Raw genomic sequence first — 26,783 nt, 5'->3', positions numbered from 1 at the left:
CCATTGGCTGCCTTTTTCGTTTCTGTTTTTGCCTTTGATTCCGCCCTTCCCGTCCGCGCCCGCAGGAAACATGACAGGCGGGGCGGGTGGGCCTTTGCAGGACCGTTCGCCGCATGGATGCGGCGACCGAGCCCCCATGGACGGGTTTACGGCGTGTCCTGCAAAGGCCCACCCGTCCCGCCCATCACGTATCAATCAAGGCGCAGCACGGAGCGCTTGATAGAACCCTTACTCCGCCAACATCGCCGTCAGTTTCTCCCGCGCCGGCCCTGCCAGCTTCGGGTTGTCCAGCGCGAAGCGGATCGTCGCCTCCACCAGCCCCAGGTGCGTGCCGCAGTCGAAGCGGGTGCCCTCGAAGCGGTAGGCATCGACCTCTTCGGTCTTCAGCAGCTGCGCGATCGCATCGGTCAGCTGGATCTCGCCACCAGCACCACTGCCGGTCTGCTCCAGCAGCTCGAAGATCTTCGGGCTCAGCACGTAGCGACCGACCACGGCCAGGTCGCTCGGTGCGTCCTCCGGCTTCGGCTTCTCCACGATCTGCGAAATGCGACCCTTGCGGCCGTCGAACGCGTCAGTGGCAACGATGCCGTAGCTGGCAGTCTTGTCGTGCGGCACGTCTTCAACGGCGATCACGCTGGCACCACTGGCCTCGTTGAGGTCTGCCATCTGCTTCAGTGCGCCGTCGCCGCGGTTCCAGATCAGGTCGTCCGGCAGCAGCACCGCGAACGGCTCGTCACCGATCACGGCCTTGGCGCACAGCACCGCATGGCCCAGGCCCAGTGCTTCGGCCTGGGTCACGAAGATCGCGCGCACGCCATTGGGCAGCACATGGCGGATCATCTCCAGCTGCTCCTGCTTGCCGGCGCGCTCGAGCTTCTGCTCCAGTTCGTAGGCCTTGTCGAAGTAGTCGGCCACGGCATGCTTGTAGCGGTTGGTGATGAACACCAGCGTGTCGCAACCGGCTTCAATCGCTTCATCGACCGCGTACTGGATCAGCGGACGATCAATGATCGGCAACATTTCCTTCGGAACCGTCTTGGTTGCCGGCAAAAAGCGCGTCCCGAGCCCTGCCACTGGAAAAACTGCCTTGCGAATTCGCTTGCTCATTGGTGCCTGTTGGCCTCACGTGCCGGAAAGGGCACGACTTTAGCGGATGAAATGTAAGCATCCTGTTCGATGGGAGAGAACTCCGGCATCGTCGCGAACAGGATCTCCTGGATGCTGGTCGTGTCGTAACCAGCCACGGCATCGCGCAGGCGCGGGACATTGCCCAGCACCAGGTCACGCGAGAACGTACGTACACCGGCCTCGAGAATCTTCGGGTGCGCGGTGGAACGGTAGTCCTCGTCCGAATAGAACAGCGTCTCGTGCAGCTTCTCGCCCGGACGCAGCCCGGTGTAGATGATCGGAATGTCCTTGTACGGCTGCTTGCCGGCCAGGCGGATCATCTGCTCGGCCAGCACGCGGATCGGCACCGGCTCGCCCATGTCGAGCGTATAGATCGCACCATGCGATGCCGAAGCGGCCGCCTGCAGGATCAGCTGGCAGGCCTCCGGGATGGTCATGAAGTAGCGACTGACTTCCGGGTCGGTGACGGTCACCGGACCGCCACGCAGGATCTGTTCGCGGAACAGCGGCACCACGCTGCCGGCCGAGGCCAGCACGTTGCCGAAGCGCACCGTAACAAAACGGGTATGCGTGGACTTCTGGTCCAGGCTCTGGCAGATCATCTCCGCATAGCGCTTGCTGGCGCCCAGTGCATTGACCGGGTCGACCGCCTTGTCGGTGGAGATGAACACGAAATGCTCAACGCGCGCTTCCAGGCAGGCGCGGGCCACGTTCTCGGTGGCCAGGATGTTGTTGCGCACCGCTTCGCGCAGCTGCCGCTCCAGCACCGGCACGTGCTTGTAGGCAGCCGCGTGGAAGGCGGTGTCGACCGGATGCAGCGACAGGGCGTGGCGGATCACCGCCGGGTCACCGCAGTCGCCCAGCACCGCTTCGATCTCGACATCGGGGAAGCTGCGCCGCAGCTCGCCTTCGATGGTCAGCAGCAGCAGTTCGCTGATCTCGAGCAGGATGATGCGGCCGGCACCATGCCGTGCGCACTGGCGGCAAAGCTCGGAGCCGATCGAACCGCCGGCACCGGTGACCATCACCGTACGCCCGCCCAGCCAGCCACGGATCAGGTTCCAGTCCGGCATGATCGGCTTGCGGCCCAGCAGATCCTCGATCGCCACTTCCTTCAGCTGCCCCGGCAGCGACTGGCCCTGCAGGATGTCGCTGAGCTTGGGCACGGTGCGGAACGGCACACCGGTGCTTTCACAGATGGCGACGATCCGCTGCATGCCCGCCGCGTCCAGCGACGGAATGGCGATCACCAGCAGCTTGGCCGCCGTCTCCCGGACCACTGTCGGCGCATCGTCCAGGGTGCCGAGGATCGGCAGGCCCTGCAGCTTGGCGCCGCGCAGGTGCGGCGCGTCGTCCAGCAGGCCGACCGGCTCGAAATTACCGGAACGGCGCAGGTCACGGACCAGGGTCTCGGCGGCCTGGCCGGCACCCAGGATCAGCACGCGGCGCGCGGACGAGTCCGACTGCAGTGCCTGATAGTCCTTCCAGGCCCGGTACAGCAGGCGCGGCGCGCCCAGCAGCGCCGACAGCGCGAACGGATAGATCACCAGCACCGACATCGGCACGCCGTCGAAGCGCTTCCACATCAGCACCAGCACGATGGCGACCATGCCGATGAAGCTGGCCTTGAAGATGTTCAGCAGGTCGCTGACGCTGGCGAACCGCCACAGGCCCCGATAGAGGCCCACGCGCCAGAACACCATGCCCTGCAGCAGCAGCACCAGCGTGGTGTCGACGTTCCAGAGAGGGAGCTCGGGGGCGTTGGCCAGGATCGAATACCGCCCCGCGTGGAGCAGCTGCCAGCATGCCCAGACCATGAACAGGTCGTGGCAGACGATGGCCGAACGCGGCATCAGGCCGAGGATTCTGTCCCGCCAGGGTGAAGCCATAAGTCAGGTATTTCCTTTTGGGTGGCGCAATCCATTGCGCAGGAGGAGCCAGAGGACGCTCAGCGCAATGAACCACGCGATCGCCACGGCAGCCTCCCACCTCGGCTGCAAATTGGAGCAGACATTAAGCACTGTAATACTGAACAGGCCCAAAGCAAAGTACATCCCTGTTACCTGGGCGTGACTGGCTCCTGCCTGCACCGCGCGCTGGTAGACATGCTGGGTATGGGGTTCCATCCAGCGTTGTCCCGAAATGATGCGCGCCAGCAGTGTGAAGCCTGCGTCCACAAGGAACGGCGATGCCGACACCAGCAGCAGGATCCAGTGGATGTCGGTCTTGACGCTGGCCAGTGCCAGCACTGCCGCCACCGCGTAGCCCAGCGCGCCACTCCCGACATCGCCCATGAAGATCCGGGCCCGCGGGAAGTTGAACGGCAGGAAGCCCAGGCAGGCCAGGCCCAACGCGACCGCCGCCAGCGAGTACGGCCAGGGCAGCAGCGGCGCCAGCCCCAGCGCGACCACGATGGCCTGGCTGGCCGCGATGCCGTTGATCCCATCCATGAAATTCCAGATGTTAATCAGCGAGGCGGTGAACAGCAGGACCAGTACGGCCAGCAGCCAGCTGCCACCGTGGACCTTGACCAGCGCGGCCAGCAGCGCGGCGGCGATGAAGTGCACCATCAGGCGGCGCATGGCCGGCAGCGGCCGGTGGTCGTCCCACCAGCCGATACCCGCCACCAGCGCCAGGCCAAGGCTGGCGACCAGCAGGCTCGGACGGGCTTCGGGCCAGGCCCACATGGCAACACCGGCGGTCACCAGCAGGCTGATGACAATGGCGATGCCGCCGCCGCGGGGGGTCGCCACGCTATGGCTGCGGCGCTCGCCCGGCTGGTCAAACAGTTGCCGGCGCAGCGCGTAACCCCGCGCCGCCCAGGTCAGTGCCGCACTCAGCAGGGCCAGGCCCAGCAGCGCGCCCATCACGAGCCACGGCATGGATCAGAGCACCGCGTAGTTCAGCAGCGGCTTGACCGTACCCCACTCCTTGCAGCTCGGGCACTGCCAGTGGTGGGTGCGCGCACCGAAACCACAACGGGTGCAGCGATAGGCCGGATTGCGCACCAGCAACTGGTCGGTGATGTGCTTCAGGTCGTGCAGGGTCGCCGTGGAATCGGCGCCTTCAGCCAGGGTCAGGTCGATCAGCGCGGACTCGCCACGCACCGACGGGCGATCCTTGAGCTGGCGGCCCAGGTAGGCACGAGCCGGCGCCACGCCCTCCTGCTCTTCCATCAGGCGGGTCAGCGCCAGCACCGGGGCGATGCCGCGGTAGTGCTCGGTCATCTCCGACAGGAACGCGCGTGCGCCTGCCAGATCGCCGACCTTGCGGTAGTTCTGCATCAGCGCCGGCAGCAGCTCCGGCAGGTACTCCGGATCGTTGCGCGCGGCACGCTCGAAGGCGCGTACGGCCGCTTCCGGATTGCCGGCATCGGTTTCCAGGCGTCCTTCAATGATGCCGGCACGTACCGACATCGCATCGGCCTGGTAGGCCCGGGCAATCGCTGCCCTCGCCTCTTCCAGCTTGCCAGCACCGCGGAAGCGTTCGGCCAGTTCGCACTCGAACTGCCCGATCAGCTTGCCCATCGGCTCGCCGGTGACGTCCTCGAAACGGGTCGCGTTGTCGATCGCCTTTTCCCAGTCGCGCTCGGCCTGGTAAATGCCGATCAGGTGCTTGAGTGCCTGCGGAGCACGCTGATCCAGCTGGGCCAGTTCGGTGAACACGGTCTCGGCGCGGTCCAGCAGGCCGGACTTCATGTAGTCCTCGCCCAGTGCCAGCAGCGCCTGCACGCGTTGCGCATCGCTGAGGTCGTGGCGGTTGACCAGGCCCTGGTGCAGGCGGATGGCGCGGTCGACTTCGCCGCGGCGGCGGAACAGGTGGCCCAGCGCGACCTGGGTCTCGAAGGTTTCCTTGTCCAGCTCGGCGATGTGCAGGAACAGCTCGATGGCCTTGTCCGGCTGCTCGTTGAGCAGGTAGTTCAGGCCGCGGAAGTAGGTGCTGGACAGGCGGCTGACCTGGCTGTCACCGTGGCGTTGACCACCACGCCGTCCGATCACCCACCCGGCCAGTGCGGCCAGCGGAACGAACAGGAAGAACCAGAACCACTCGGTGACGAAATCCATCTTCGATCAGCGTCCATCAAAAGATTGGGGGGAAGCAACCGGTGCCGGCGTGGCGACAGCGGACTTGTTGGCGCGGCGCAACTGGCTGTAGAGCGGAATGACCACGCTCACCAGCACCAGGCCGGCACCGACGATGACACCCACCAGCAGCGCGGCGATCAGGGCCACGCCTACCGAGGTATGCAGTTGGGTAAACAGCAGGTTGATCGACATCGCGGTCATGTTGACCGCACCGATGATCAACCCAAGGATCAGAACCGCCAGCAGGACCAGCAGACGAAAAACCTTCATGCGACAGCTCCAGTGGCAGGAGTCCGTAGCTTATCCGACTCGCGGCTGGATTCGCACGCGGTGGCGCGACGGAAGGCTCAGGCCGGATCGGCGTCCAGCGGCAGCACACTGCTGACCCGCTCACGCAGTTCCTTGCCCGGCTTGAAATGAGGGACGTGCTTGCCCGGCAGGGCAACCGATTCGCCGGTTTTCGGGTTGCGACCCAGGCGCGGCGGACGATAGTGCAGCGAGAAGCTGCCAAAACCACGGATTTCGATGCGATCCCCGGCGGACAGCGATCCGCCCATCATTTCCAGCAACGACTTCACCGCCAGATCGACATCATCGGCCTTCAGGTGCGCCTGGCGGCGCGCAAGGATTTCGATCAGTTCGGATTTGGTCATTACCGGCTCACATCAGGGGTATCTCAGCCTGAAACGGCCCGGGCAATGCCCGGGCCGTCCAGGAAACAACGAACAGCGTAAGGCCGATTACTCGGACTTGTTGCCGTTCAGCTGTGCACGCAGCAGCGCGCCCAGCTGGGTGGTGCCGCTGGAAGCCGAAGAGGACTGGTATTCCTCCAGCACTTCGCGCATTTCAGCGTCGTCCTTGGCCTTGATCGACAGCTGCAGGGTACGGCCCTTGCGGTCCATGCCCACGAACTTGGCTTCGACCTTGTCGCCGACCTTCAGGTGCTGGGTGGCGTCGTCAACGCGCTCGTTGGCGATGTCGCGTGCCGAGACGTAACCTTCGATGCCGTCAGCCAGCTCGATGATCGCGCCCTTGGCGTCGACTTCCTTCACCACGCCTTCGACCTTGGAGCCCTTCGGATTGGCAGCCATGTACTGGCCGAACGGATCCTGCTCCAGCTGCTTCACGCCCAGGGAGATGCGCTCGCGCTCCGGATCGACAGCCAGGACGACGGCGTCCAGGGTATCGCCCTTCTTGAAGTTGCGAACGACGTCTTCGCCGGTGGTGTTCCAGCTGATGTCGGACAGGTGAACCAGGCCGTCGATGCCGCCGTCCAGGCCGATGAAGATGCCGAAGTCGGTGATCGACTTGATCTGGCCCGACACCTTGTCACCCTTCTTGTGGGTGGCAGCGAAGGTCTCCCACGGATTGGCGGCAACCTGCTTCATGCCCAGCGAGATACGGCGACGCTCTTCATCGACGTCCAGCACCATCACTTCGACTTCATCACCAACCTGGACAACCTTGGACGGGTTGACGTTCTTGTTGGTCCAATCCATCTCGGAGACGTGCACCAGGCCTTCGACGCCCGGCTCGATCTCAACGAACGCACCGTAATCGGTGACGTTGGAGACCTTGCCGAAGACGCGGCTGTTGGCCGGGTAACGACGGCCGATGTTGTCCCACGGATCCTCGCCCAGCTGCTTCAGGCCCAGCGAAACGCGGTTGCGCTCGCGGTCGAACTTCAGCACGCGGACGTCCAGCTCGTCGCCGACGTTCACGACTTCCGACGGGTGACGCACGCGCTTCCACGCCATGTCGGTGATGTGCAGCAGGCCGTCGATACCGCCCAGGTCCACGAACGCGCCGTAATCGGTCAGGTTCTTGACGACACCCTTCAGGATCGCGCCTTCCTGCAGCTTGTCCATCAGCTGCTCGCGCTCTTCCGAGTGCTCGCTTTCGACGACAGCGCGGCGCGAGACCACGACGTTGTTACGCTTGCGGTCCAGCTTGATGAGCTTGAACTCGAGTTCCTTGCCTTCCAGGTAGGCCGGATCGCGCACCGGGCGCACATCGACCAGGGAACCCGGCAGGAAGGCGCGGACATCCTTGATGTCCACGGTGAAACCACCCTTGACCTTGCCGCTGATGCGGCCGGTGATGGTTTCGTTCTTTTCCAACGCTTCTTCCAGCTCGTCCCACACCATCGCGCGCTTGGCCTTCTCGCGCGACAGGACGGTTTCGCCGAAGCCGTTCTCGATCGAGTCGAGGGCGACCTTGACGATGTCGCCTTCGGCGACGTCGATTTCGCCAGCGTCGTTACGGAACTGTTCGATCGGCACGATGCCTTCGGACTTCAGGCCAGCGTTGATCACCACGACGTCGCCGCGGACTTCAACAACGGTACCGCTGACGATGGCGCCCGGCTTCAGCTTGGCCAGATTGGCCTGGCTGGCTTCAAACAGTTCGGCAAATGATTCGGTCATTAGATTTACTCTGTTGGACACATGGGTCGGTGGCGTCCCCTTCAGGGGAATGGCGACCGCCCGCCTGTTGGTCGACCCCGGAAACGCAGGTCGTGTGTAGTAGGAAAACCGCCACGCATCATTGCGCGACGGAGCTGGTACAGCACTGCTATGCGCGACCACCACCGATGCTGCTGGCAGTGCTCCCGCGCGAACGGATCAGGCAGCCGGAACCGGAAGCAGATCCATCACTCTGGCAACGACATCTGCGATGCCGATGCCTGTGGTGTCGATGAGGACAGCATCGTCTGCCGGCTTCAGGGGCGCCACGGTACGCTGAGCATCACGGGCGTCGCGGGCCATGATCTCGCGCAGGAGGTCATCAAAGTTAACAGAAACCCCCTTGTCTTTCAACTGCTTATGCCGGCGCTCGGCGCGCTCCTCGGCACTGGCGGTCAGGAAGACCTTGTAGGAGGCGTCCGGGAAGATCACCGTGCCCATGTCGCGGCCATCGGCGACCAGGCCGGGCAGCTCCCTGAATGCGCGCTGGCGCTCCTTCAGGGCAGCCCGGACCTCGGGAATGGCGGCGATGGCCGAGGCCAGCGCGCCGGTGGTCTCCAGGCGCAGCTCGTCGGTGGCATCGGTCCCGTTCACCATGACCCGCATGGCTTCACCCTGCTCGACAAACTGAACGTGGGTATCAAAGGTGCAGCGGACCAGCGCCGAGGCATCGGAGGTATCGATGTCGGCCCAGCTCGCGGCCACGCCCACCGCCCGGTACAGCGCGCCCGAATCCAGGTAATGCCAGCCCATGCGGCGCGCGATGATGCGGCTGATGGTACCCTTGCCAGCCCCTGAAGGGCCGTCGATGGTCAGGACGGGAGCGAGCGGATTCATGGGGTTCCCAGAGCGTGTGAAGGGGTCATTCTAGCCCCTGTCAGACGCCCCCAATGGGATCTTTTGTGCAACCACTTGAAACCACGAGGAAAAGCCCGGTAGAATGGCGGGCTTGAACGAGCGTCAACTGCCGATTGTCTTTCGCATATCGCGGCCACGCTCCACCCGAACAACTACTGTTTACGCCGAGGTATGCCATGAAAGTCCTGTCCTCCCTGAAGTCGGCGAAGGCCCGTCACCGTGACTGCAAGGTCGTGCGTCGTCGTGGCAAGATCTTCGTCATCTGCAAGTCGAACCCGCGTTTCAAGGCGCGTCAGCGCTAAGCCCAACAGCCTTCGCGGCTGCGGCTGGCCCTACGCGGGGCCGACCCGATGCAAAAAGCCGCCTTCGGGCGGTTTTTTGTTTATGCGGCTTTTTCCTGCCGTTTTTGCTGTAATCGCCTTTCTTGACCACTGGGGAGTAGATCGAGATGAAGCGTTACCTGTCCGCCCTGGCCGTGATGGCCACCCTGGCCACCGCCACGCCGGCGCTGGCCGATACCCTGCTTGTCGACCGTGCCCGCGAGAAGCCGGCCGGTGCCCTGCCCGTGCGCGGCCAGAGCATGCAGCAGGTACAGGCGCAGTTCGGCGCGCCGAGCGAGCAGCTGCAGCCGCGTGGCGGGCAGAAGCGGCAATGGCCGACCATCAACCGCTGGGTGTACCCGCAGTTCACCGTCTACTTCGAGAAGCAGAAGGTGATCGACGTGGTGGCCAACCAGGCGGACCCGAACGAAATCGGCCCGAAACCGCCGATCCGTTGATCCCTTTACCCGCCCTGGGCGGGCCTGTGTAGCGAGACCATGAACCAGACCCTTCGTTTTCCTGCCGAGTGGGAAGCCCAGAGCGGCGTCCTGATTGCCTGGCCCACCGCCGACACCGACTGGGCCGACCGCCTGGGCCAGGTGGAAGAGACCTACATCGCCTTGGTCGCGGCCATCACCCGCTTCCAGCCGGTGCTGATCTGCGTGGCCGACGACGATGTGGAGACCTATGCCGAGATGCGGCTGCGCTCCAACCGCATCGACATGGACAAGGTCCACTTCACCACGGCGGCCTACGACGATACCTGGCTGCGCGACTCCGGCCCGATCACCCTGCGCCGTGCCGACGGCGGCTTCCAGCTGCTGGATTTCCGCTTCACCGGCTGGGGCGGCAAGTTCGACGCCACCCTGGATGACCAGCTGGTGGGCGTGCTCGACCAGGCCGGCGTGTTCAACGACGCACCGGTGCGCAGCATTCCGTTCGCGCTGGAAGGCGGCGGCATCGAAACCGATGGCGAAGGCACCCTGCTGACCACCTGGAAGTGCCTGCACGAGCGCCACCCGGACCGCGACCGCGCCAGCCTGAGCGCCGACCTGGCCGACTGGCTGCAGCAGGACCGCGTGCTGTGGCTGGACCACGGCTACCTGGAAGGCGACGACACCGACGCGCACATCGATACCCTCGCCCGCTTCGCCTCGGCTGACAGCATCGTCTACCAGGCCTGCGACGACGAGAGCGACTCGCACTACGCCGAACTGCAGGCGATGGGCAATGAGCTGGCCGCGCTGCGTACCAAGGATGGCCAGCCGTACCGCCTGTTCCCGCTGCCGTGGGCACAGCCGGTGATCGACGAAGGCCGTCGCCTGGCTGCCTCGTACGCCAACTACCTGATCGTCAACGGCGCGGTGCTGATGCCGGCCTATGGCGATCCGGCCGATGACCTGGCCCGCGATGTACTGGCGCAGGCGCACCCGGGCCGCGAGATCGTGCAGGTGCCCTGCCGCTCGCTGATCTGGCAGAACGGCAGCCTGCACTGCATCACCATGCAGCTGCCGGCCGGGTTGTTGAAGGCCTGACAGATGACGCCGGGCCCCGCCCGGCGCTCTCCTTGTAGAGTCGAGCCATGCTCGACTGCCTTTCCGCGCGACTGACCGGAGAGCAGTCGAGCATGGCTCGACTCTACAAAGGGCGGCCCATTCAGCGCGCGACACGCCGTCGCCGCCCATCCGCGCTAACATGCAGGTTTTCCCCCGCAGGAACGCCCCGCATGAACTCGCGCAGCCCCCTTACCGTCGCCCTGATCCAGGAGCGCAACCACGGTGATGCCGCCGCCAACCTGGCGGTGATCGAAGCACGCGTGGCCGAGGCGGCTGCGCAGGGTGCCAAGCTGGTGCTGCTGCAGGAACTGCACAACGGCCCGTACTTCTGCCAGCACGAATCGGTGGACGAGTTCGACCTGGCCGAGCCGATTCCGGGCCCGAGCACCGAGCGCCTGGGCGCGCTGGCGAAGAAGCATGGCGTGGTGCTGGTCGGCTCGCTGTTCGAGCGCCGTGCTGCCGGCCTGTACCACAACACCGCCGTGGTGTTCGAGAAGGACGGTACGCTGCTCGGCAAGTACCGCAAGATGCATATCCCGGACGATCCGGGCTTCTACGAGAAGTTCTACTTCACCCCGGGCGACATCGGTTTCAAGCCGATCGATACCTCGGTGGGTCGCCTCGGCGTGCTGGTGTGCTGGGACCAGTGGTACCCGGAAGCGGCACGCCTGATGGCGCTGGCCGGCGCCGAGCTGCTGCTGTACCCTACCGCGATCGGCTGGGACCCGGACGACGTGCAGGACGAGAAGACCCGCCAGCGCGACGCCTGGGTGCTGAGTCACCGCGGCCACGCCGTGGCCAACGGCCTGCCGGTGCTGAGCTGCAACCGCGTCGGCCACGAGGCATCGCCACTGGGCGCGTCGGGCATCCAGTTCTGGGGCAACAGCCACGTGCTCGGCCCGCAGGGCGAATTCCTGGCCGAAGCCGGCACTGACGCCACCGTGCTGCTGTGCGATGTCGACCTGCAGCGCAGCGAGCACGTGCGCCGCATCTGGCCGTTCCTGCGCGATCGCCGCATCGACGCGTACGGTGACCTGCTCAAGCGCTACATCGACTGAGCCGGAGCCCGCGCATGGCCGTCCTCATCCGTGATGCCGGCCCGGCCGACATCGCCGCGATCACCGCGATCTACGCGGTGGAAGTGACCGACTTCGTCAACACCTACGAGTACGACATCCCCGACGCGACCGAGATGCTGCGCCGTATGCGCGACATCATCGATCGCGGCTTCCCCTACCTGGTCGCCGAGATCGACGGCCAGGTGGCCGGCTATGCCTACGCCAACACCTACCGCACCCGCGTTGCCTACCAGTGGACCGTGGAGAACTCGGTCTACGTCGATGCCGCGTTCCAGGGCCAGGGCGTGGGCACCGGCCTGCTGCAGGCCTTGATCGATGCCTGCGTGGCGCGTGGTTACCGGCAGATGGTAGCCGTGATCGGCGAACCGACCAACGCCGCGTCGATCAAGCTGCACGAACGCTTCGGCTTCGAGCTGGTCGGCGTGTTCCGTGGCCTTGGCCGCAAGCACGGCCGCTGGCTGGATACCGTGCAGATGCAGCGCGCGCTCGGCGATGGCGCCGACACCGCACCTTCCAATGAATGAATCCATGACTGAAACCCTTCCCGAGACCGGCGACGACCTGTTCGCCGGCCAGCCGGTGCGCGTCGTCGAACGCGACGGCGTGCGTTATACCCTGCTGGGCACTGCCCACGTCTCCCGCGCCAGCGTCGAGGCGGTGGAAAAAGCCATCGACAGCGGCCGCTTCGATGCCGTTGCCGTTGAACTGGACCCGCAGCGCCTGCAGGCGCTGAGCGACCCGGACACGCTGGCCAAGCTCGATCTGGTCGAAGTGATCCGCAAGGGCCGCGTCGCCCTGTTCGCCGCCAACCTGGCCCTGTCCGCCTATCAGCGCCGCCTGGCCGAACAGCTGGACATCGAGCCGGGCGCGGAACTGAAGCGCGCAGTGGAACTGGCGCGCGAACGCGACCTGCCGGTGCACCTGATCGACCGCGAGGTCGGCCTGACCTTCCGCCGCGCCTCGCAGCGGCTGGGCTTCTTCGGCAAGCTGAAGCTGGTTGCCGGTCTCGGCGCCGGCCTGTTCTCGTCCGAGGAAGTGGGCGAGAACGAGATCGAGAAGCTCAAGCAGGGCGACATGCTGGAATCGAGCTTCGGCGAGTTCGCCAGCGAGAGCCCGGCACTGTACGAGACCATCATCGGCGAGCGCGACCGCTACATGGCCACGCGCCTGCGCGAGGAACACAACCCGCAGCAGCGTGAAGTGCTAGCGGTTGTCGGTGCGGGTCACCTGGCAGGCCTGGCGCGTTACCTGGAAACCGACACCGAAGCACCGGCACCGCTGCGCGCCGAGCTCGAAGCGGTGCCGAAGAAGCGCAACATTCCGTGGTTCACGCTGGGCATCCTGGCCATCGTAGCGACCGGCATCGGCGTAGGTTTCTACCGCGGTGGTCTGGGCGTGGGCACCGAACTGCTGGCGACCTGGGCGATGTATACCGGCGGCCTCGCCGGCCTGGGCTGCCTGCTGGCCGGCGGCCATCCGCTGAGCATCCTCACCGCGATCGCGGTGGCGCCGTTCAAGCCGTTCCGCCTGAGCATCCCGACCGGCGCATTCTCGGCCCTGGTGGAAGCGCGCCTGCGCAAGCCGGCGTATGAGGACTTCCTGAAGCTGCGCGACGATGCGCAGAGCCTGAAGGGCTGGTATCGCAACCGCGTCACCCGCGTGGTGCTGACCTTCATGCTGACCAACATCGGCAGCATGCTGGGCCTGTGGCTGACCACGTTCAAGGTGTGGGGCAAGGTCGCCGGTTGATTGCAACGCCCCGCCGGGCATGGCCCGGCGCTACCGGCCGCACGGCGTCTGCGCGCGCGACCGGCAGGTGCCAACCTTGGTTGGCACGCTTTACGCCGACCGTAAAGATCGGCCGAGCATGCTCTGCGCAGAACATCAAAAAAAGGGGGAGGCCGCCCCACTACGACCGGCCTCCCCCACACCACAACACGTTGGCGCGCATTACGGTCGAGCAAGCTCGACCACTACACCGGGGTACCCGGCACGATCTCCAGACCGCGGGCGCGGCGGATCAGTCGCGTGACCGCACTGCGCAGGTCATCCAGCACCGCATAGATGGTCGGCAGGAACAGCAGGCTGACCACCGTGGAGAACGCCAGGCCGCCGGCAATCGCGCGCGCCATCGGCGCGTACTCCGGGCCATTGCCGAACATCTGCGTATTGGTCAGCGAGATCGGCACCATCGCCAGGATCGCCGTGCCCATGGTCATCATGATTGGCCGCAATCGCTCGCGTGAGCCCTCCACCAGCGCCTGCGTGCGTCCCATGCCGCCGCGCCGCAGGTTGTTGATGTGCTCAATCATCACGATGCCGTTGTTCACCACCACGCCCATCAGCACCAGGATGCCGATGAAGGACATGATCCCGAACGAGGTGCCGGTGATCCAGAACAGCCAGAACACACCGAAGATCGAGAACAGCACGCCGCTCATGATCGCCGCCGGGAACAGCAGCGACTCGAACACCGCCGCCATCACCACGTAGATCATCACCAGCGCGATCAGCAGGTTGAACACCATCTGCTGCATCGCTTCGTCGTCGTTGCCGTAGTCGCCGCCATCGAAGGTGAAGCCATAGCCGGCCGGGAAGTTCATCGGCTTGAGCACCGATTCCATCGCCTTGCGGCCATCGGGCGCGGTGACCTTCTCGGCCAGGTTGGCCTTGATGGTCAGCGTGGTCTGGCGGTTGGTGCGTCCGATCTGGGTGGCTGACGAACCGACATCGACGGTGACCAGGCTCAACAGCGGCACGCTGCGGCCATCGCCGGTACGCACGCTGAAGCCGGCCAGGTCTTCCGGGCTGCTCTGCTCGGCGCCGGCGAAGCGCACCCATACCGGCACTTCGTTGTCACCACGACGGAACTCGCGCATCGGCGCACCGCGCAGTGCGAGGCCAACGAAGCTGGCCACCTGCTCGGCATTGAAGCCGAACGCCGCAGCGCGCTCGCGGTCAACGCGCACCTTCAGTTCACCGCCCTTCTCGCCCTTGTCGATGCGCACGTCGCGCAGCTCGGCACGCTGGGCCAGCAGCGGCACCACTTCCTGGCCGATCTCCTGCAGCATCGAACTGGAGTCGCCGACCAGCTGCACCTGCACGCCCTGGTTGCCGCCACCGCCGCCATCACCGCCCTGGTTGCCGACGAAGTAGTCGGTGCGGGCCGACTTCGGCAGGCCCTTGCGCAGTTCTTCCTGCAGCGCCTTGATGTCCTTGGCGTACTTCTCGTCCAGGGTGACCACGGTGGAGCTCCCTTCCTGCTCGCTGTACCAGGAGTACACCTGCTTGACGTGCAGGCGCTCGCGGTTGGCGTCGATCCAGTTCTCCACGCGCGTCACTTCCTCGGACATCTGCCGATAGGTGTAGGCGCCCTTCCACATGTAGCCGATGAAGATGTCCTTGCCGCCATCCCCTCCGAACATGTCGACCTTGGTCAGCTTCATCGGCACCAGGCTGACCAGCACCACCAGCACGATGCCGAGCAGGCTCCAGCCGCGATGGTGCAGCGACCAGTCCAGCAGCCTGGCGTAGCGGCGCTGCAGCCGCGCGATCAGGCCGGTCTGCGAGTGCACCAGCTTGGGCGTGGCCATGCGCGCGGACAGCATCGGGATCAGGCTGACCGCGACCAGCCACGAGGCCAGCAGCGAGACCGAGATGGTGATCGCGATCTGCGCCATGAAGATGCTGATGTTGTTGGTCTCGCCGAACAGGTTCGGCACGAACACGATGCAGTGGCACAGCGTACCGGCACTGAGCGCGATGGCCACGTTGCGGGTGCCGATGATCGAGGCCAGCCGCGGCTGCCCCGGCATGCGCTCGCGTTCCTGGTAGATGCTCTCCACCACCACCACGGCGTTGTCGACCAGCATGCCCACCGCCAGCAGCAGGCCCATCATGGTCAGGATGTTCAGCGTCACCCCGACGAAGTACATGAAGCCCAGGGTGATGGTGAAGCAGATCGGAATGGCCAGGGTCACCATCAGCGTGGACGGCCAATGGCGCAGGAAGAAGAACAGCACCGTGATCGACAGGATCAGGCCGACCGCACCGGCCTCGGCCAGTTCCAGCAGCGAGGAGGTCACCGCCTTGCCCTGATTGTCGATCACCTTGATCTGCACGTCGCGCATCGACGCTTCGGCACGGATCGATTCAACCTCGGCCAGTGCCGCGCGCGACACCTCCACCAGATTGGCACTGCGCTCCTTGAAGATATCCAGGCCAACCGCCGGGTTGCCGTCCAGGCGGCGCCCGTAGTTCATCCGCGCCGGCTTCAGGCGCACATCGGCGATATCGCCCAGGCGCAGGCCCTTGGCGTTGATCACCAGATCGCGCATTTCCTGCAGGTCGGTGATCTCGCCCACCGGCTGCACGCGCACGCGCTGGCCGTTGTCGTCGATCTGCCCGGCCGAGATCGAGAAATTCAGCGTACGCAGGCGCTCGCTCAGTTCATTGATGCTCAGGCCGTGCGCGTTGAGGCGGTTCGGATCGATGGCGATCTCCACCTCGTTCGGCGGCGCACCGGTGATGTCGACACGGGCCACGCCGGGAATGCGCTCGATGCGCCGCTTGAACTCGCGGTCGAGCATGTCATAGGCGGTGGTCAGGTCGGTGGTGCTGGCCAGGCGCACCTTCAGCACCGGCTGGTCGCTGCTGGACCACTTGAACACGTTGTAGCGCTGCAGGTCGTCGGGCAGGTCGCTGCGGATCGCATCGATGCGCTCGCGTGCATCGGAGGCGGCGATGGCGATGTCGCGGTCCCAGTCGCTGAACTCGATGAAGATCAGCGCCGCTTCGGAGGTGGCCGACGAGCGCATGCGCTTGATGCCGGTCATCGTCGCCAGCGACTCCTCGACCGGACGGATGATGGTCCGTTCCACTTCCTCCGGGGTGGAGCCGGTGTACGGAATCTGCACGAACAGGAACGGCGCGGAGATGTCCGGCAGCGCTTCCAACGGCAACCGGAACGAAGCGATCAGGCCGATCACCACCAGCGACACGAAACACATGATGGTGGTGACCGGACGGCGGATGGAGAACTCGGCCACACTCATGCCGGTTCCTCCGCACCCGCCGCACTGTCCGCTGCACCCGGCTCGATCTCACCGGCATGCTTGCGGCCACGTTCGCGGTAATACGCATCGCCACGACGGTCCATCAGGTCGTACACCACCGGGATCACCAGCAGGGTCAGCAGGGTCGACACCAGCAGGCCGCCGATCACGGTGATCGCCATCGGCGCGCGCACTTCAGCGCCCTCACCCATCGCCACCGCCAACGGCAGGAAGCCGAACAGCGTGCACAGCGTGGTCATGATGATCGGCCGCAGGCGCGAGCGCGCGCCTTCCACAAGCGCCTCGTGCTTTGCTACGCCGGCCTCGCGCAGCTGGTTGACCTTGTCGATCAGGATGATCGCGTTCTTGGTGACCAGGCCGACCAGCAGGATCAGGCCGATGAACACCACCACCGAGATGGGCTTGCCGGTCAGCATCAGCGCCAGGATCGCACCGACCAGCGCCAGCGGGATGGTGAACAGGATCACGAACGGGTGCAGCAGCGATTCGAACTGCGAGGCCATCACCAGGTAGACCAGGAAGATCGCCAGGCCGAAGGCGAAGATCAACGACTTCGCCGCCTGCGCCAGCTCCTCACCCTGGCCACCGATGTGCAGGCCGACACCCGCACCCAGCGGCTGCTCGGCGACCATCTGCTGCACTTCACGCATGGCTGCGCCAAGATCGATGTCACGCAGGTTGGCCGAGACCACGGCAACGCGGGTCTGGTCGGCGCGGTGGATCTCGCTGGGGCCAGTGGTGGCGACCACATCGGCCACCGCGTCCAGCGTGACCGGACGGGTGCTGCCCGGGTTGACGATCAGCCGGCGGATGCTCTCCACGCTGGCGCGGTCGCCCTCCTGCGCACGCACCAGCACGTCGATCTTGCGGTCACGGAAGCTGTAGCGGGTTGCGACATCGCCGCGCACCTTCTTCACCACCACGTCGGCGATCTGGCGGGTGGTCAGGCCCAGCGCACCGGCACGCTCCTGGTCGAAGCGGATCTGGATCTCCGGGAAGCCCTCTTCCACCGTCGACTTCACATCGGCGTAGTGCGCGTTGCCGCGCAGCATCGCCGCCAGGCGCTGGCCGGCCACTTCCAGCGTGGCCATGTCCTGCCCGCGCAACTCGATTTCCAGCGGCGTGGAGAAGCTGAACAACGCCGGCCGCGCGAAGTCGACCTGTGCCCCCGGATGCTGGCCCATGGTGTCACGCAGGCGCTCGGTGATCTCGGCCTCGGTGCGTGCATTGCCACCGCCTTCCATCACCACGGTCAGTTTGCCGATGTTCTCGCCGCTCTCGGTGGGGCTGGCATCCAGGCGGGTGCCGCTGCCGCTGACACCGTACAGCGACGCCACGCCCTCGCCCTTGCCGTGCGCCAGCTGCAGCTCGCGTACCAGTGCATCAGTCTGCTTCAGCGGCGTGCCGGCCGGCAGCTTCACCGTCATCTCGAAACGGTCCTGCGCCAGCTGCGGGATCAGGTCGGCACCGAGCATCGGCACCAGCGCCATGGTCGCCACGAAGATGATCGAGGCGACACCCAGCACCTTGCCCGGATGCGCCAGTGCGCTCGGCAGCAGGCGCAGGTAACCGCGCTCGGCACCGGCATAGGGCTTCATCGCCAGATCGCTGGCCTTGCGCATCACCGGGCCCACCACCGCCACCACGCCACGCCACGCCCGCACCACCAGCCAGGCCAGCGCGTAGAAGCTCCAGCGCGCAGTCGCCACGGCACCACGACGGCCCAGTGCCACCGGCTTCTGCCAGCGGTTCTGCGGTTGCCACGGTTCGTTCGGCGCTTCTTCCGGGAACGCCAGCGGCGGCCGTCCCTTCAGCGAGCTCAGCATCGGGATCAGGGTCATCGACACCAGCAGCGAGATCGCGATGGCGATCGCCACGGTCAACGCCTGGTCGCGGAACAGCTGGCCAGCGATGCCATCGACGAACACCAGCGGCAAGAACACCGCGATGGTGGTCAGGGTGGAGGCGACCACCGCCATGCTCACTTCGCGGGTACCGGCGATGGCCGCCTGCAGGATGCCCAGGCCACGCTCGCGGGCCTTAGCGATGCTCTCCAGCACCACGATCGAGTCATCCACCACCAGGCCGGTGGCCAGTGCCAGACCGCCCAGCGACATCACGTTCAAGCTCAGGCCGAGCTGGCCCATGAAGAAGAACGTGGCGATGATCGAGACCGGCAGCGACAGGCTGATCACGAACGTGCTCCAGCCATCACGCAGGAACAGGAAGATGATCAGGATCGCCAGCAGGCCGCCGATCACTGCATCCTTCTTGACGTCGGCGATGGCGTGCTCGATGAAGCGCGACTGGTCCTCGATGGTGGTCATCTCGACATCGGACGGGAACGTGCCCTTGATCTGCTCCAGGCGCTTGCGCAGCGCTTCGGCGGTGGACACGGTATTGGCGTCGCCTTCTTTGTAGATCGCCAGTTCGACCGATTCCTTGCCGCCCAGGCGGATCACCGCTTCGCGCTCCTTGTAGCCCTGGCGCACGGTGGCCACGTCCTTCAGGCGCACCGGCACACCGTTGGCGACCACGCTGGAACCACCGCCGGACGATGCGCTCTGCGCCGCCGATGCCGCCGCGATGGCTGCCGCCGAACCGGTCGACGCGGCGATGTTGAACATCTGCTGCAACGCCGAGTCGGCCGCGCTGCCGTTCGACGCCTGGGTGGTGACCAGCAGGTTGCGGATCTCCTCCAGATCGGCGAACTGGTTGACGGTACGCACCAGGAAGCGCTGCGAACCCTCCTCCAGGCGGCCGCCGGAGATGTTGATATTCTCGTCCTTCAGGCGCTTGATGACGGTGTCGATCGGCAGGTTCAGCTGGGCCAGCTTCTGCTGGTCGATGTCGACCTGGATCTCGTCCTCGAGGCCGCCACCGACCTTGACCGCCGCCACGCCGCTGACCGGCTCCAGCTTCTTCTTCAGGTCTTCATCGGCATAGCGGCGCAGGCCGGTCAGCTCACGGACCGCATCGGCATCGCTGGTCGGCGCCACCTTGTTCGACAGCACCAGGCGCATGATCGGCTCGGTGGACGGATTGAAGCGCAGCAGCACCGGGGCCTTGGCCTCCAGTGGCAGGTTCAGCGCTTCCATCTTGTCGCGCACCTCCAGGCTGGCCTGGTCCATGTTGGTGCCCCAGGCGAACTCCAGCACCACATCGCTCTGGCCGGTGCGCGAGACCGACTTCAGCTTGCGCAGGTTCTTGACCACGCCGACCGCTTCTTCAACCGGCTGGGTGATCAGGGTTTCGATTTCGGTCGGCGCCGAACCGGTGTACTCGGTGCGCACGGTCAGCGTCGGGTAGCTCAGGTCGGGCAGCAGGTTGACCTTGAGGTTGCCCAGCGCGATCAGGCCAAACAGCAACAGGGTGACCGTGCACATGGCGATGGTCACGCGGCGGCGGGTGGCGAATTCCACCAGGCCGCCGCGCATGCTGGCGGCGGCGCCGTCGCTCGCCGGCGAGGCACCGTGGTCGTGGCCCGGGGCGGTCATTGCTTGCTCCCGGCCTTGTCTGCCGGCTTGGCCGACGCTGCGACCGTCTTCGCCTTTGCCTTCGGATCGGCGATCACCTGCACTGCGGTGCCGTCGCGCAGGGCGACCTTGCCGGCGGTGACCACCTGATCACCGGCCGCCAGGCCATCACGGATCTCCACCCACGGGCCCTCGGCGTAACCCAGCTTGACCGGAACGCGTGCGACCTTGCCTTCGCGCACCCGGAACACCGCCGGCTCACCATCGTCGAGCAGCGCCAGGCGCGGCACCACCAGCGCATCGGCACGCTGGTCGTAATCGATGCGGATGCGACCGAACATGCCGGGCTGCAACGCGTGCGCGGCGCCATCGAAGGCACTGACCACGCGAAACGTACCACTGCCCGAATCCACCACCGGTGCGATGCGATCGACCGTGCCGGTGAAGCTCTGGCCCGGCAGCGCGTCGGCGGCCAGCGTCACCGGCTGGCCGGCGCGCAGGGTGGCCAGCTCGCGCTCGGGCACGTTGAGGGTGGCTTCCAGCCGCGAGTTGTCGACGATGCGGAAGATCGGCGTGTTGATCTGCACGAAGTTGCCGGTCTTGATCGAGCGCGACGCGATCACGCCGGAGATCGGCGCCACCACCGTGGTGTAGGACAGTTCCAGCGTGGCCAGGCGGTACTGCGCGCGAACGTTTTCCAGGTCGTAACGCAGCTGGTCGACGTCGGCGGCGCTGACCATCTGCTGGCCAACCAGTTTCTGCGCGCGCTGGTAGTTGTTTTCCAGCTTGCGCATCTGCGCTTCGCTCTGCGCCACAGCCAGCCGAGCGCGGTCCGGGTCAAGACGTACCAGCGGCTGGCCGGCGGTGACCCGCTGGCCTTCTTCAACCAGCACCGCCAGCGCCACGCCGGAAGTCTTGGCCACCACCTGCGACTCGGCGCGTGGTTCCAGCGCAGCGGTACCGGTGTAGCTGGCCGCGACAGCACGGTGGCTGGCCACGGCCACTTCGACCGGGACCGCATCGACCTTCTTCTCCTCCTTGGTCTCGGCGGCCTTGGCTTCGGAATTGGGCCCTGCGGCGCAACCGCCCAGCAGCAGGGAGGTGGAGATCAGCAGTGCGGCAGCGCAGATTCCGCTGCGACGGCCTGACAGGAAGGTTGGGTGCGACATCGTCAGATCCCTGGAGGATGCGTGGACAGGTGTGGTAGCAAAGTAATGCACCACTTCACGGCAACACCATATCCCAAAGGTCATGGTGTCTTCGTGCCACTGGTCGGCCCGCCCCCCATTTCAGCTAGATGAAACCTGGGGCTATACTCGGGTCGTTCCGTACCCCACGCCGGAACGACCAGACCCGAATCCCCGGAAACGACACCATGCGCCCGCAGCCGCTCGCCGCTTGTCTCGCTCTGGCCGTCCTCCTGCCCCTTGGGGCCGCCGCACAGCCCGCTCCTGCTCCTGCCACACCTGCCCCGGCCCCGGCTCCCGCCGCTGCCCCGGCGCCTGCCGCCCCCACCGGCAACTTCGACAATGGCCGTGTCCTGGCCTACACCTGCCAGGGGTGCCATGGCATCACCGGCTACAAGAACGCCTACCCCAGTTACCGGGTGCCGAAGATCGGCGGCCAGACCCAGCAGTACCTGGCCCAGGCCCTGACCGAGTACCGCCAGGGCAAGCGCAGGCATCCGACGATGCAGGCGCAGTCGATGAGTTTCAGCGAACAGGAGATCGCCGATCTCTCTGTTTACCTGTCCACCGTCAAGTAAGGCCCGCCCATGTCGAAAGCCGCGCATCCGATGCGTCACGCCATCGCCCTGTCCGTTGCCCTGCTGCTGGCCGCCTGTTCACAGTCGCAGGTGGAAAACAGCGAGAAATCCGCCGCCGACCCGGGCCATGCCAGCGGCGAACACGGCTCTTCATCCTCCGCCGGCCTGCCACCGGGCCGCGAGGCCGCCGGCGAGGCCCGCGCCAAGGTGAAGAGCAAGGCCACCAACCAGAGCTGCATCGACTGCCACGGCGCCGACGGCAACGCGCCGATCGATGCGACCTACCCGAAGCTCGGTGGGCAGTACGGCGACTATCTGGCGCATGCGCTGCAGGCGTACCGTGCCGGCGACCGCCAGCATGCGCTGATGACCCCACAGGCGAAGGACCTGAGCGATCAGGACATCGCTGATCTGGCGGCGTATTTCGGCAGCCGGCCGAGCCAGCTGCGGGATCTGCACGGGGTTAAATGACCACGCTGCGCGGATCATGACTGCTGCAATCTGAGGCGTTCATGGGCGTTACTTTTCTTTGCGCGCAAAGAAAAGTAACCAAAAGAAACGCTCCGCCGTCCGCGAGCCGATGCTGCGCACCGGCACCCTGCGCTCCTCGGCCCACCGAGGGACGGCGCGGGAACTCGCTACGCTCAGACACCCGCGCCTCTTCGCCCTCGCCGGACCTGCGGTGCTCGGCTCGCTTCAAGGCGGAATCAGATCAAAAGCCACAGCCGCCCGCCGGGCGAGACGGCCGTGGCAGACGCTCAGCCTTCCAGCTCTTCCCAGCGCGCGTACGCGGCATCCAGCTCGGCCTGCACCTTGGCCAGCTGCTGGGTGTGCGCGGCTACTTCGGCACTGCTGCGGGTGTAGAACGACGGGTCGTTCATCGCCGAGGTCAGCCCTTCGACGTCGCCTTCCAGCTTCTCGATGGTCTTCGGCAGCTGCTCCAGTTCGCGCGCTTCCTTGTAGGCCAGCTTGCGCTTGGGCGCAGCCGGAGCAGCGGCCGTGGCGGCCGGTGCAGCGACCGCCGGCTTGGCTGCCGGGGCCGCAGCAGGCGTCGCCAGACTGGCCGCATAGCGCTGCCAGTCGCTGTAACCACCGACGTACTCACCGATCACGCCATCGCCTTCCATCACCAGCGTGGAGGTCACCACGTTGTCGATGAAGTCACGGTCGTGGCTGACCAGCAGCAGCGTGCCGGTGTACTCGCCCAGCAGCTCTTCCAGCAACTCCAGGGTTTCCACGTCAAGGTCGTTGGTCGGTTCGTCCATTACCAGCAGGTTGGACGGCTGCGCGAACAGCTTGGCCAGCAGCAGGCGGTTGCGCTCACCGCCAGACAGGCGGGTGATCGGCGCACGCGCGCGCTCCGGCGTGAACATGAAGTCCTGCAGGTAGGCATGCACATGCTTGCGCTTGCCGTTGAATTCGAGGAAATCACGGCCCTCGGCCACGTTCTCGATGGCGCTCCAGTCTTCGCGCAGCACCGCGCGGTACTGGTCGAAATAGGCGATCTGCAGATTGGTGCCGGGATTGACTTCACCCTTCTGCGGCTGCAATTCGCCCAGCAGCAGCTTCAGCAGCGTGGTCTTGCCGCTGCCGTTGGGACCGATCAGGCCGATGCGGTCGCCGCGCAGGATGGTGGTGCTGAAGTCACGGACCATGGTGCGCTCGCCGAAGGCGAACGAAATGTCCTTGACGTCGATGACCTTCTTGCCGGAGCTGACGCCCTGCGCGGCTTCCATCTTGACGTTGCCGCTGAGGTCGCGGCGCTGCGAGCGTTCGGTGCGCATCGCCTTCAGGCGGCGTACGCGGCCTTCATCGCGGGTACGCCGGGCCTTGATGCCTTGGCGGATCCAGACTTCTTCCTGCGCCAGCAGCTTGTCGAAGCGGGCGTTTTCCTGCGCCTGCGCGTTGAGGCGTTCCTCGCGGCGGCGCTCGTAGTTGGCCCAGTCGCCCGGCCAGCTGGTGACCTGGCCGCGGTCGATCTCGACGATGCGGGTGGCCAGTGCACGCAGGAAGCGGCGGTCATGGGTGACGAACACCACGCTGCCGCTCCAGCCCTTCAGGAACGCTTCCAGCCAGTCGATGGCTTCGATGTCCAGGTGGTTGGTCGGTTCGTCCAGCAGCAACACATCCGGGCTGGACACCAGCGCACGGGCCAGCAGCACGCGGCGCTTCATGCCGCCGGACAGGCGGCCGAACTCGGCCTCGCCATCCAGGTCGAGCTTGGTCAGGGTTTCGCTGACACGCTGGTCCAGGCCCCAGCCGTTGGCGGCGTCGATCTTGGCCTGTACGTTGCCAAGGGCTTCGCCATCGAATACTTCGGCATGGCTGAGGTGGTGGAACTCGGCCAGCCACTGGCCCAGTTCGCCGAGGCCGTCGGCGACGACGTCGAACACCGAGCCAGCAGCGCCGTGCGGCACTTCCTGCTCCAGGCGGGTGACACGCACGCCCTGCTGCACGCGGACTTCGCCGTCATCGGGCTTGTGGTCGCCGGACAGCAGCTTGAGCAGGGTGGATTTGCCGGCGCCGTTGCGGCCGATCAGGGCGATGCGTTCGCCCGGCTCGATCGACAGTTCGGCCTTTTCCAGCAACAACGGGCCGCCGACGCTGAAGTCGACGTTCTGTAGGGTAATCAGAGGCATCCGGCCATTGTACCGGTTGGGGGCGTCGGCCGGGCTGCACCCGGCACCCGCGGTAGTGCCGGCCGCTGGCCGGCAACCTCAACGGCAACGTCAAAAGCGGGTTTCCTGCGGGATGGCGGAGTGGATCCCGCGATCTGTCGGAACGGCATTCTGCTCTGGTGGGTGTCGACCCTGGTCGACACAGTAGATCCACGCCATGCGTGGATGAGCACTACAAGAAGTGTCGATGGATGGAATCAACTGGGGTTCTGATGGATTACCCCACCTCCCCCAGCAACGCCTGCAACCCCGGCAGCCACTGCTTGCCGGGATGCCGTACCAGCCACAGGGTGCGCTGCAGGGCGGGCAACGGGGTCTCAAGCACGCGCAGGCGGCCGAGGGCCAGCGGCTCTTCCAGCGCATGACGCGAGAGACAGGCCAGACCGAGCCCGGCGATGGCGGCCTGCTTGATCGCTTCGGTATTGCCCAGCTGCAGGGTCTGCGCGAAACCGCGCAGGTGCGGCAACAAGGCCTGCTCCACCGCTTCGCGGGTACCCGAGCCCGGTTCGCGCAGCAGCCAGCGTGCGCGGCGCAGTTCGTCCAGCGACCAGCGCGCGGGGGCATCGGTGGCGGCGACGATCACCAGCGGGTCCTGCTGCCAGGCGGTGACCTGCAGGCCGCGCTCGTGGCACGGGCCTTCGATCAGGCCGGCGTCCACGTCCAGTCGCTGCACGGCGGCGACAACGCCGGCACTGTTGTCGATGCGCAGGTCGACCTCGGCCTGTGGCGCCTGGCGCAGCAGATCGGCGATGCGTGGGGGCAGCAGGTAATTGCCGATGGTGGTGCTGGCGGCCAGCACCAGCCGCAGTGGCGCGCCCTGCGACGGGTCACCGCCGGCGGCGAGCTGGCGCTCGAGGTCGGCGGCGTTGACCAGCAGCGTGCGCGCGGGTTCCAACAGGGCGCGGCCGTGGCCATTCAGCGCCAGGCGGCGGCCGATGCGGTCGAACAGGGGCGTGCCGAAGTGCGCTTCCAGCTCCTGCAGGGCGGCGCTGCTGGCCGACTGCGAAAGCGCAATGGCCTGGCCGGCAGCAGTGGTGCTGCCATGGTCGGCGATGGCGACGAAGACCTGCAGCTGGCGCAAGGTCAGGCGCATGCTATTTACCCGTTTGATAGGTAGGTTTCACCCATATTATTCGTTTTACAGGTCAGAGACTCAGGCGCACGCTTGCCACGTCACCCCAGCCCTGCCCCTGTCATGAACGCCCCCGCTCTCTCCCCCTGGTCCCTGCCCGCCCTGCGCCAACGCTGGCAGCCGCGTCTGCCCGGCCTTCTGCTGGTGGGCCTGATCGCGGCGGCGTCGCTGTACCTGGCCGAGCTTCCCTGGTTGCAGGCGCATGGCCTGAGTGCACTGACCGTCGCCATCGTCGCCGGCATCGTGGTCGGCAACACCCTCTACCCGCGGCTGGCGCCGAGCAGCGCAGCCGGTGTGGGCTTCTCCAAGCACTGGCTGCTGCGCGCCGGCATCGTGCTCTACGGCCTGCGCCTGACCTTCCAGGACATCGGCCATGTCGGCGTCAGCGGCGTGCTGATGGACGTGCTGGTGGTCGCCAGCACCTTCGGCCTGGCCTGCTGGCTGGGCGTGCGTGTGTTCAAGATGGAGCGTGAGGCGGCAATGCTGATCGGTGCCGGCAGCGCGATCTGCGGCGCGGCAGCGGTGATGGCCGCCGAACCGGTGGTGCGTGGCCGCGCGGCACAGGTCACGGTGGCCGTGTCGACGGTGGTGGTGTTCGGCACGCTGGCGATGTTCCTGTACCCGGCGCTGTATGCCCTGGTGCAGTCGCACGGCTGGCTGGCGATGGACGCGCGACAGTACGGCCTGTTCACCGGTGCGACGGTGCATGAAGTGGCACAGGTGGTGGCGGCCGGCCGCGCGGTCAACGAAGCGGCAGCTGATACGGCAGTGATCACCAAGATGGTGCGGGTGATGCTGCTGGCGCCGTTCCTGGTCGCGCTGTCGCTGTGGCTGGCGCGTGGCGGCAAGGCCGGCGCCGACGGCAGCAAGGCGCGCATCGTGGTGCCGTGGTTCGCGTTCGGTTTCGTGGCGGTGGCCGGTTTCAACTCGCTGCATCTGCTGCCGGCCAGCCTGCAGGCGGGGCTGGTGCAGCTGGACACCGTGCTGCTGGCGATGGCGATGGCCGCGCTGGGCCTGACCACCCACGTCTCGGCGCTGCGCCAGGCCGGCCTGAAGCCGCTGCTGCTGGCACTGATCCTGTTCGCCTGGCTGCTGTTCGGGGGCCTGGCGATCCACCAGGGCGTGCTGGCGGTGCTTGGCTGAGCAGGAGCGTGCCGACCAAGGTC

The 26,783-nt window shown here is 66.1% G+C and carries 22 protein-coding genes; 9 read left to right on the top strand and 13 right to left on the bottom strand.

The window, feature by feature from the left end; translation table 11 throughout:
* Positions 1-228 precede the first annotated feature (228 nt).
* The 8 genes from galU to cmk form a co-directional block, all read right to left on the bottom strand.
* A complete protein-coding gene (galU, locus tag ACZK13_RS08535; RefSeq protein WP_019336276.1) occupies positions 229-1,107 on the bottom strand; it encodes a UTP--glucose-1-phosphate uridylyltransferase GalU in 879 nt (292 codons plus the stop codon).
* Positions 1,104-3,017 carry a polysaccharide biosynthesis protein gene (locus ACZK13_RS08530; protein WP_032130079.1) on the bottom strand — a complete coding sequence of 638 codons (1,914 nt, stop codon included), beginning with the start codon at positions 3,015-3,017 and terminating at the stop codon, positions 1,104-1,106. The genes galU and ACZK13_RS08530 overlap by 4 nt, the downstream gene beginning before the upstream one ends.
* Positions 3,018-3,020: 3 nt before the next feature.
* Positions 3,021-4,010 (bottom strand): MraY family glycosyltransferase, encoded by a 990-nt coding sequence (locus ACZK13_RS08525; protein WP_049399455.1) that lies wholly within the window; start codon positions 4,008-4,010, stop codon positions 3,021-3,023.
* A 3-nt stretch (positions 4,011-4,013) separates the two neighbouring features.
* On the bottom strand, positions 4,014-5,192 hold the full coding sequence (lapB, locus tag ACZK13_RS08520) for a lipopolysaccharide assembly protein LapB (RefSeq protein WP_005416232.1): 1,179 nt from the start codon (positions 5,190-5,192) through the stop codon (positions 4,014-4,016).
* A 6-nt stretch (positions 5,193-5,198) separates the two neighbouring features.
* Positions 5,199-5,483, bottom strand: a complete 285-nt coding sequence (locus ACZK13_RS08515) for a LapA family protein (protein WP_010484569.1) — start codon at positions 5,481-5,483, stop codon at positions 5,199-5,201.
* A gap of 77 nt (positions 5,484-5,560) precedes the next feature.
* Positions 5,561-5,866 (bottom strand): integration host factor subunit beta, encoded by a 306-nt coding sequence (locus ACZK13_RS08510; RefSeq protein WP_005409286.1) that lies wholly within the window; start codon positions 5,864-5,866, stop codon positions 5,561-5,563.
* 87 nt (positions 5,867-5,953) lie between these two features.
* A complete protein-coding gene (gene rpsA, locus ACZK13_RS08505; protein ID WP_005416230.1) occupies positions 5,954-7,639 on the bottom strand; it encodes a 30S ribosomal protein S1 in 1,686 nt (561 codons plus the stop codon).
* Positions 7,640-7,837: 198 nt separating this feature from the next.
* Complete coding sequence (gene cmk, locus ACZK13_RS08500) at positions 7,838-8,515, bottom strand: (d)CMP kinase (RefSeq protein WP_032130077.1); 678 nt, start codon at positions 8,513-8,515, stop codon at positions 7,838-7,840.
* Positions 8,516-8,712: 197 nt separating this feature from the next.
* Between cmk and ykgO the strand changes: the two genes are divergently transcribed.
* The 6 genes from ykgO (at position 8,713) to ACZK13_RS08470 (ending at position 13,240) form a co-directional block, all read left to right on the top strand.
* The gene (gene ykgO / locus ACZK13_RS08495) at positions 8,713-8,838 is read left to right on the top strand and encodes a type B 50S ribosomal protein L36 (protein ID WP_005409283.1); all 126 of its coding nucleotides are present in this window, start codon (positions 8,713-8,715) and stop codon (positions 8,836-8,838) included.
* A 176-nt stretch (positions 8,839-9,014) separates the two neighbouring features.
* Positions 9,015-9,314, top strand: a complete 300-nt coding sequence (locus tag ACZK13_RS08490) for a hypothetical protein (RefSeq protein WP_423175526.1) — start codon at positions 9,015-9,017, stop codon at positions 9,312-9,314.
* Between the two features lie 39 nt (positions 9,315-9,353).
* On the top strand, positions 9,354-10,391 hold the full coding sequence (locus ACZK13_RS08485) for an agmatine deiminase family protein (protein WP_032130076.1): 1,038 nt from the start codon (positions 9,354-9,356) through the stop codon (positions 10,389-10,391).
* A 191-nt stretch (positions 10,392-10,582) separates the two neighbouring features.
* Positions 10,583-11,470: a carbon-nitrogen hydrolase gene (locus ACZK13_RS08480; RefSeq protein WP_005409280.1), complete on the top strand. Its 888-nt coding sequence runs from the start codon at positions 10,583-10,585 to the stop codon at positions 11,468-11,470.
* Between the two features lie 14 nt (positions 11,471-11,484).
* On the top strand, positions 11,485-12,015 hold the full coding sequence (locus ACZK13_RS08475; RefSeq protein WP_107432020.1) for a GNAT family N-acetyltransferase: 531 nt from the start codon (positions 11,485-11,487) through the stop codon (positions 12,013-12,015).
* A 4-nt stretch (positions 12,016-12,019) separates the two neighbouring features.
* Positions 12,020-13,240 carry a TraB/GumN family protein gene (locus ACZK13_RS08470; protein ID WP_005409278.1) on the top strand — a complete coding sequence of 407 codons (1,221 nt, stop codon included), beginning with the start codon at positions 12,020-12,022 and terminating at the stop codon, positions 13,238-13,240.
* 224 nt (positions 13,241-13,464) lie between these two features.
* On the opposite strand, the gene ACZK13_RS08465 is transcribed toward ACZK13_RS08470, so the two are convergent.
* From ACZK13_RS08465 to ACZK13_RS08455, 3 genes are read right to left on the bottom strand one after another with little or no spacing between them, the layout of a single operon-like run.
* A complete protein-coding gene (locus tag ACZK13_RS08465) occupies positions 13,465-16,545 on the bottom strand; it encodes an efflux RND transporter permease subunit (RefSeq protein ID WP_478482427.1) in 3,081 nt (1,026 codons plus the stop codon).
* Positions 16,542-20,063 (bottom strand): efflux RND transporter permease subunit, encoded by a 3,522-nt coding sequence (locus tag ACZK13_RS08460; RefSeq protein ID WP_478482426.1) that lies wholly within the window; start codon positions 20,061-20,063, stop codon positions 16,542-16,544. The genes ACZK13_RS08465 and ACZK13_RS08460 overlap by 4 nt, the downstream gene beginning before the upstream one ends.
* Positions 20,060-21,211 carry an efflux RND transporter periplasmic adaptor subunit gene (locus ACZK13_RS08455; protein WP_121503068.1) on the bottom strand — a complete coding sequence of 384 codons (1,152 nt, stop codon included), beginning with the start codon at positions 21,209-21,211 and terminating at the stop codon, positions 20,060-20,062. Before ACZK13_RS08455 ends, ACZK13_RS08460 begins: the two co-directional genes overlap by 4 nt.
* A gap of 206 nt (positions 21,212-21,417) precedes the next feature.
* Between ACZK13_RS08455 and ACZK13_RS08450 the strand changes: the two genes are divergently transcribed.
* Both ACZK13_RS08450 and ACZK13_RS08445 read left to right on the top strand, forming a co-directional pair.
* The gene (locus tag ACZK13_RS08450) at positions 21,418-21,807 is read left to right on the top strand and encodes a c-type cytochrome (RefSeq protein WP_005413034.1); all 390 of its coding nucleotides are present in this window, start codon (positions 21,418-21,420) and stop codon (positions 21,805-21,807) included.
* A 9-nt stretch (positions 21,808-21,816) separates the two neighbouring features.
* Positions 21,817-22,278, top strand: a complete 462-nt coding sequence (locus ACZK13_RS08445) for a c-type cytochrome (RefSeq protein WP_006361215.1) — start codon at positions 21,817-21,819, stop codon at positions 22,276-22,278.
* A gap of 287 nt (positions 22,279-22,565) precedes the next feature.
* Here ACZK13_RS08445 and ACZK13_RS08440 read toward each other — a convergent pair whose 3' ends face one another.
* Entirely contained in the window at positions 22,566-24,446 is a 1,881-nt protein-coding gene (locus ACZK13_RS08440) for an ATP-binding cassette domain-containing protein (protein ID WP_478482425.1), read from the bottom strand.
* Between the two features lie 256 nt (positions 24,447-24,702).
* On the bottom strand, positions 24,703-25,578 hold the full coding sequence (locus ACZK13_RS08435) for a LysR family transcriptional regulator (protein ID WP_125895769.1): 876 nt from the start codon (positions 25,576-25,578) through the stop codon (positions 24,703-24,705).
* A 102-nt stretch (positions 25,579-25,680) separates the two neighbouring features.
* Here ACZK13_RS08435 and ACZK13_RS08430 point away from each other — a divergent pair, with 102 nt between their 5' ends.
* Positions 25,681-26,760, top strand: a complete 1,080-nt coding sequence (locus ACZK13_RS08430) for a YeiH family protein (RefSeq protein ID WP_478482424.1) — start codon at positions 25,681-25,683, stop codon at positions 26,758-26,760.
* The last annotated feature ends 23 nt before the right edge of the window (positions 26,761-26,783 follow it).

This window comes from Stenotrophomonas sp. 99219_Sma (assembly GCF_056480785.1).
Note: the sequence above shows the minus strand (reverse complement) of the source record. Positions and strands in the feature narration are given on the sequence as shown.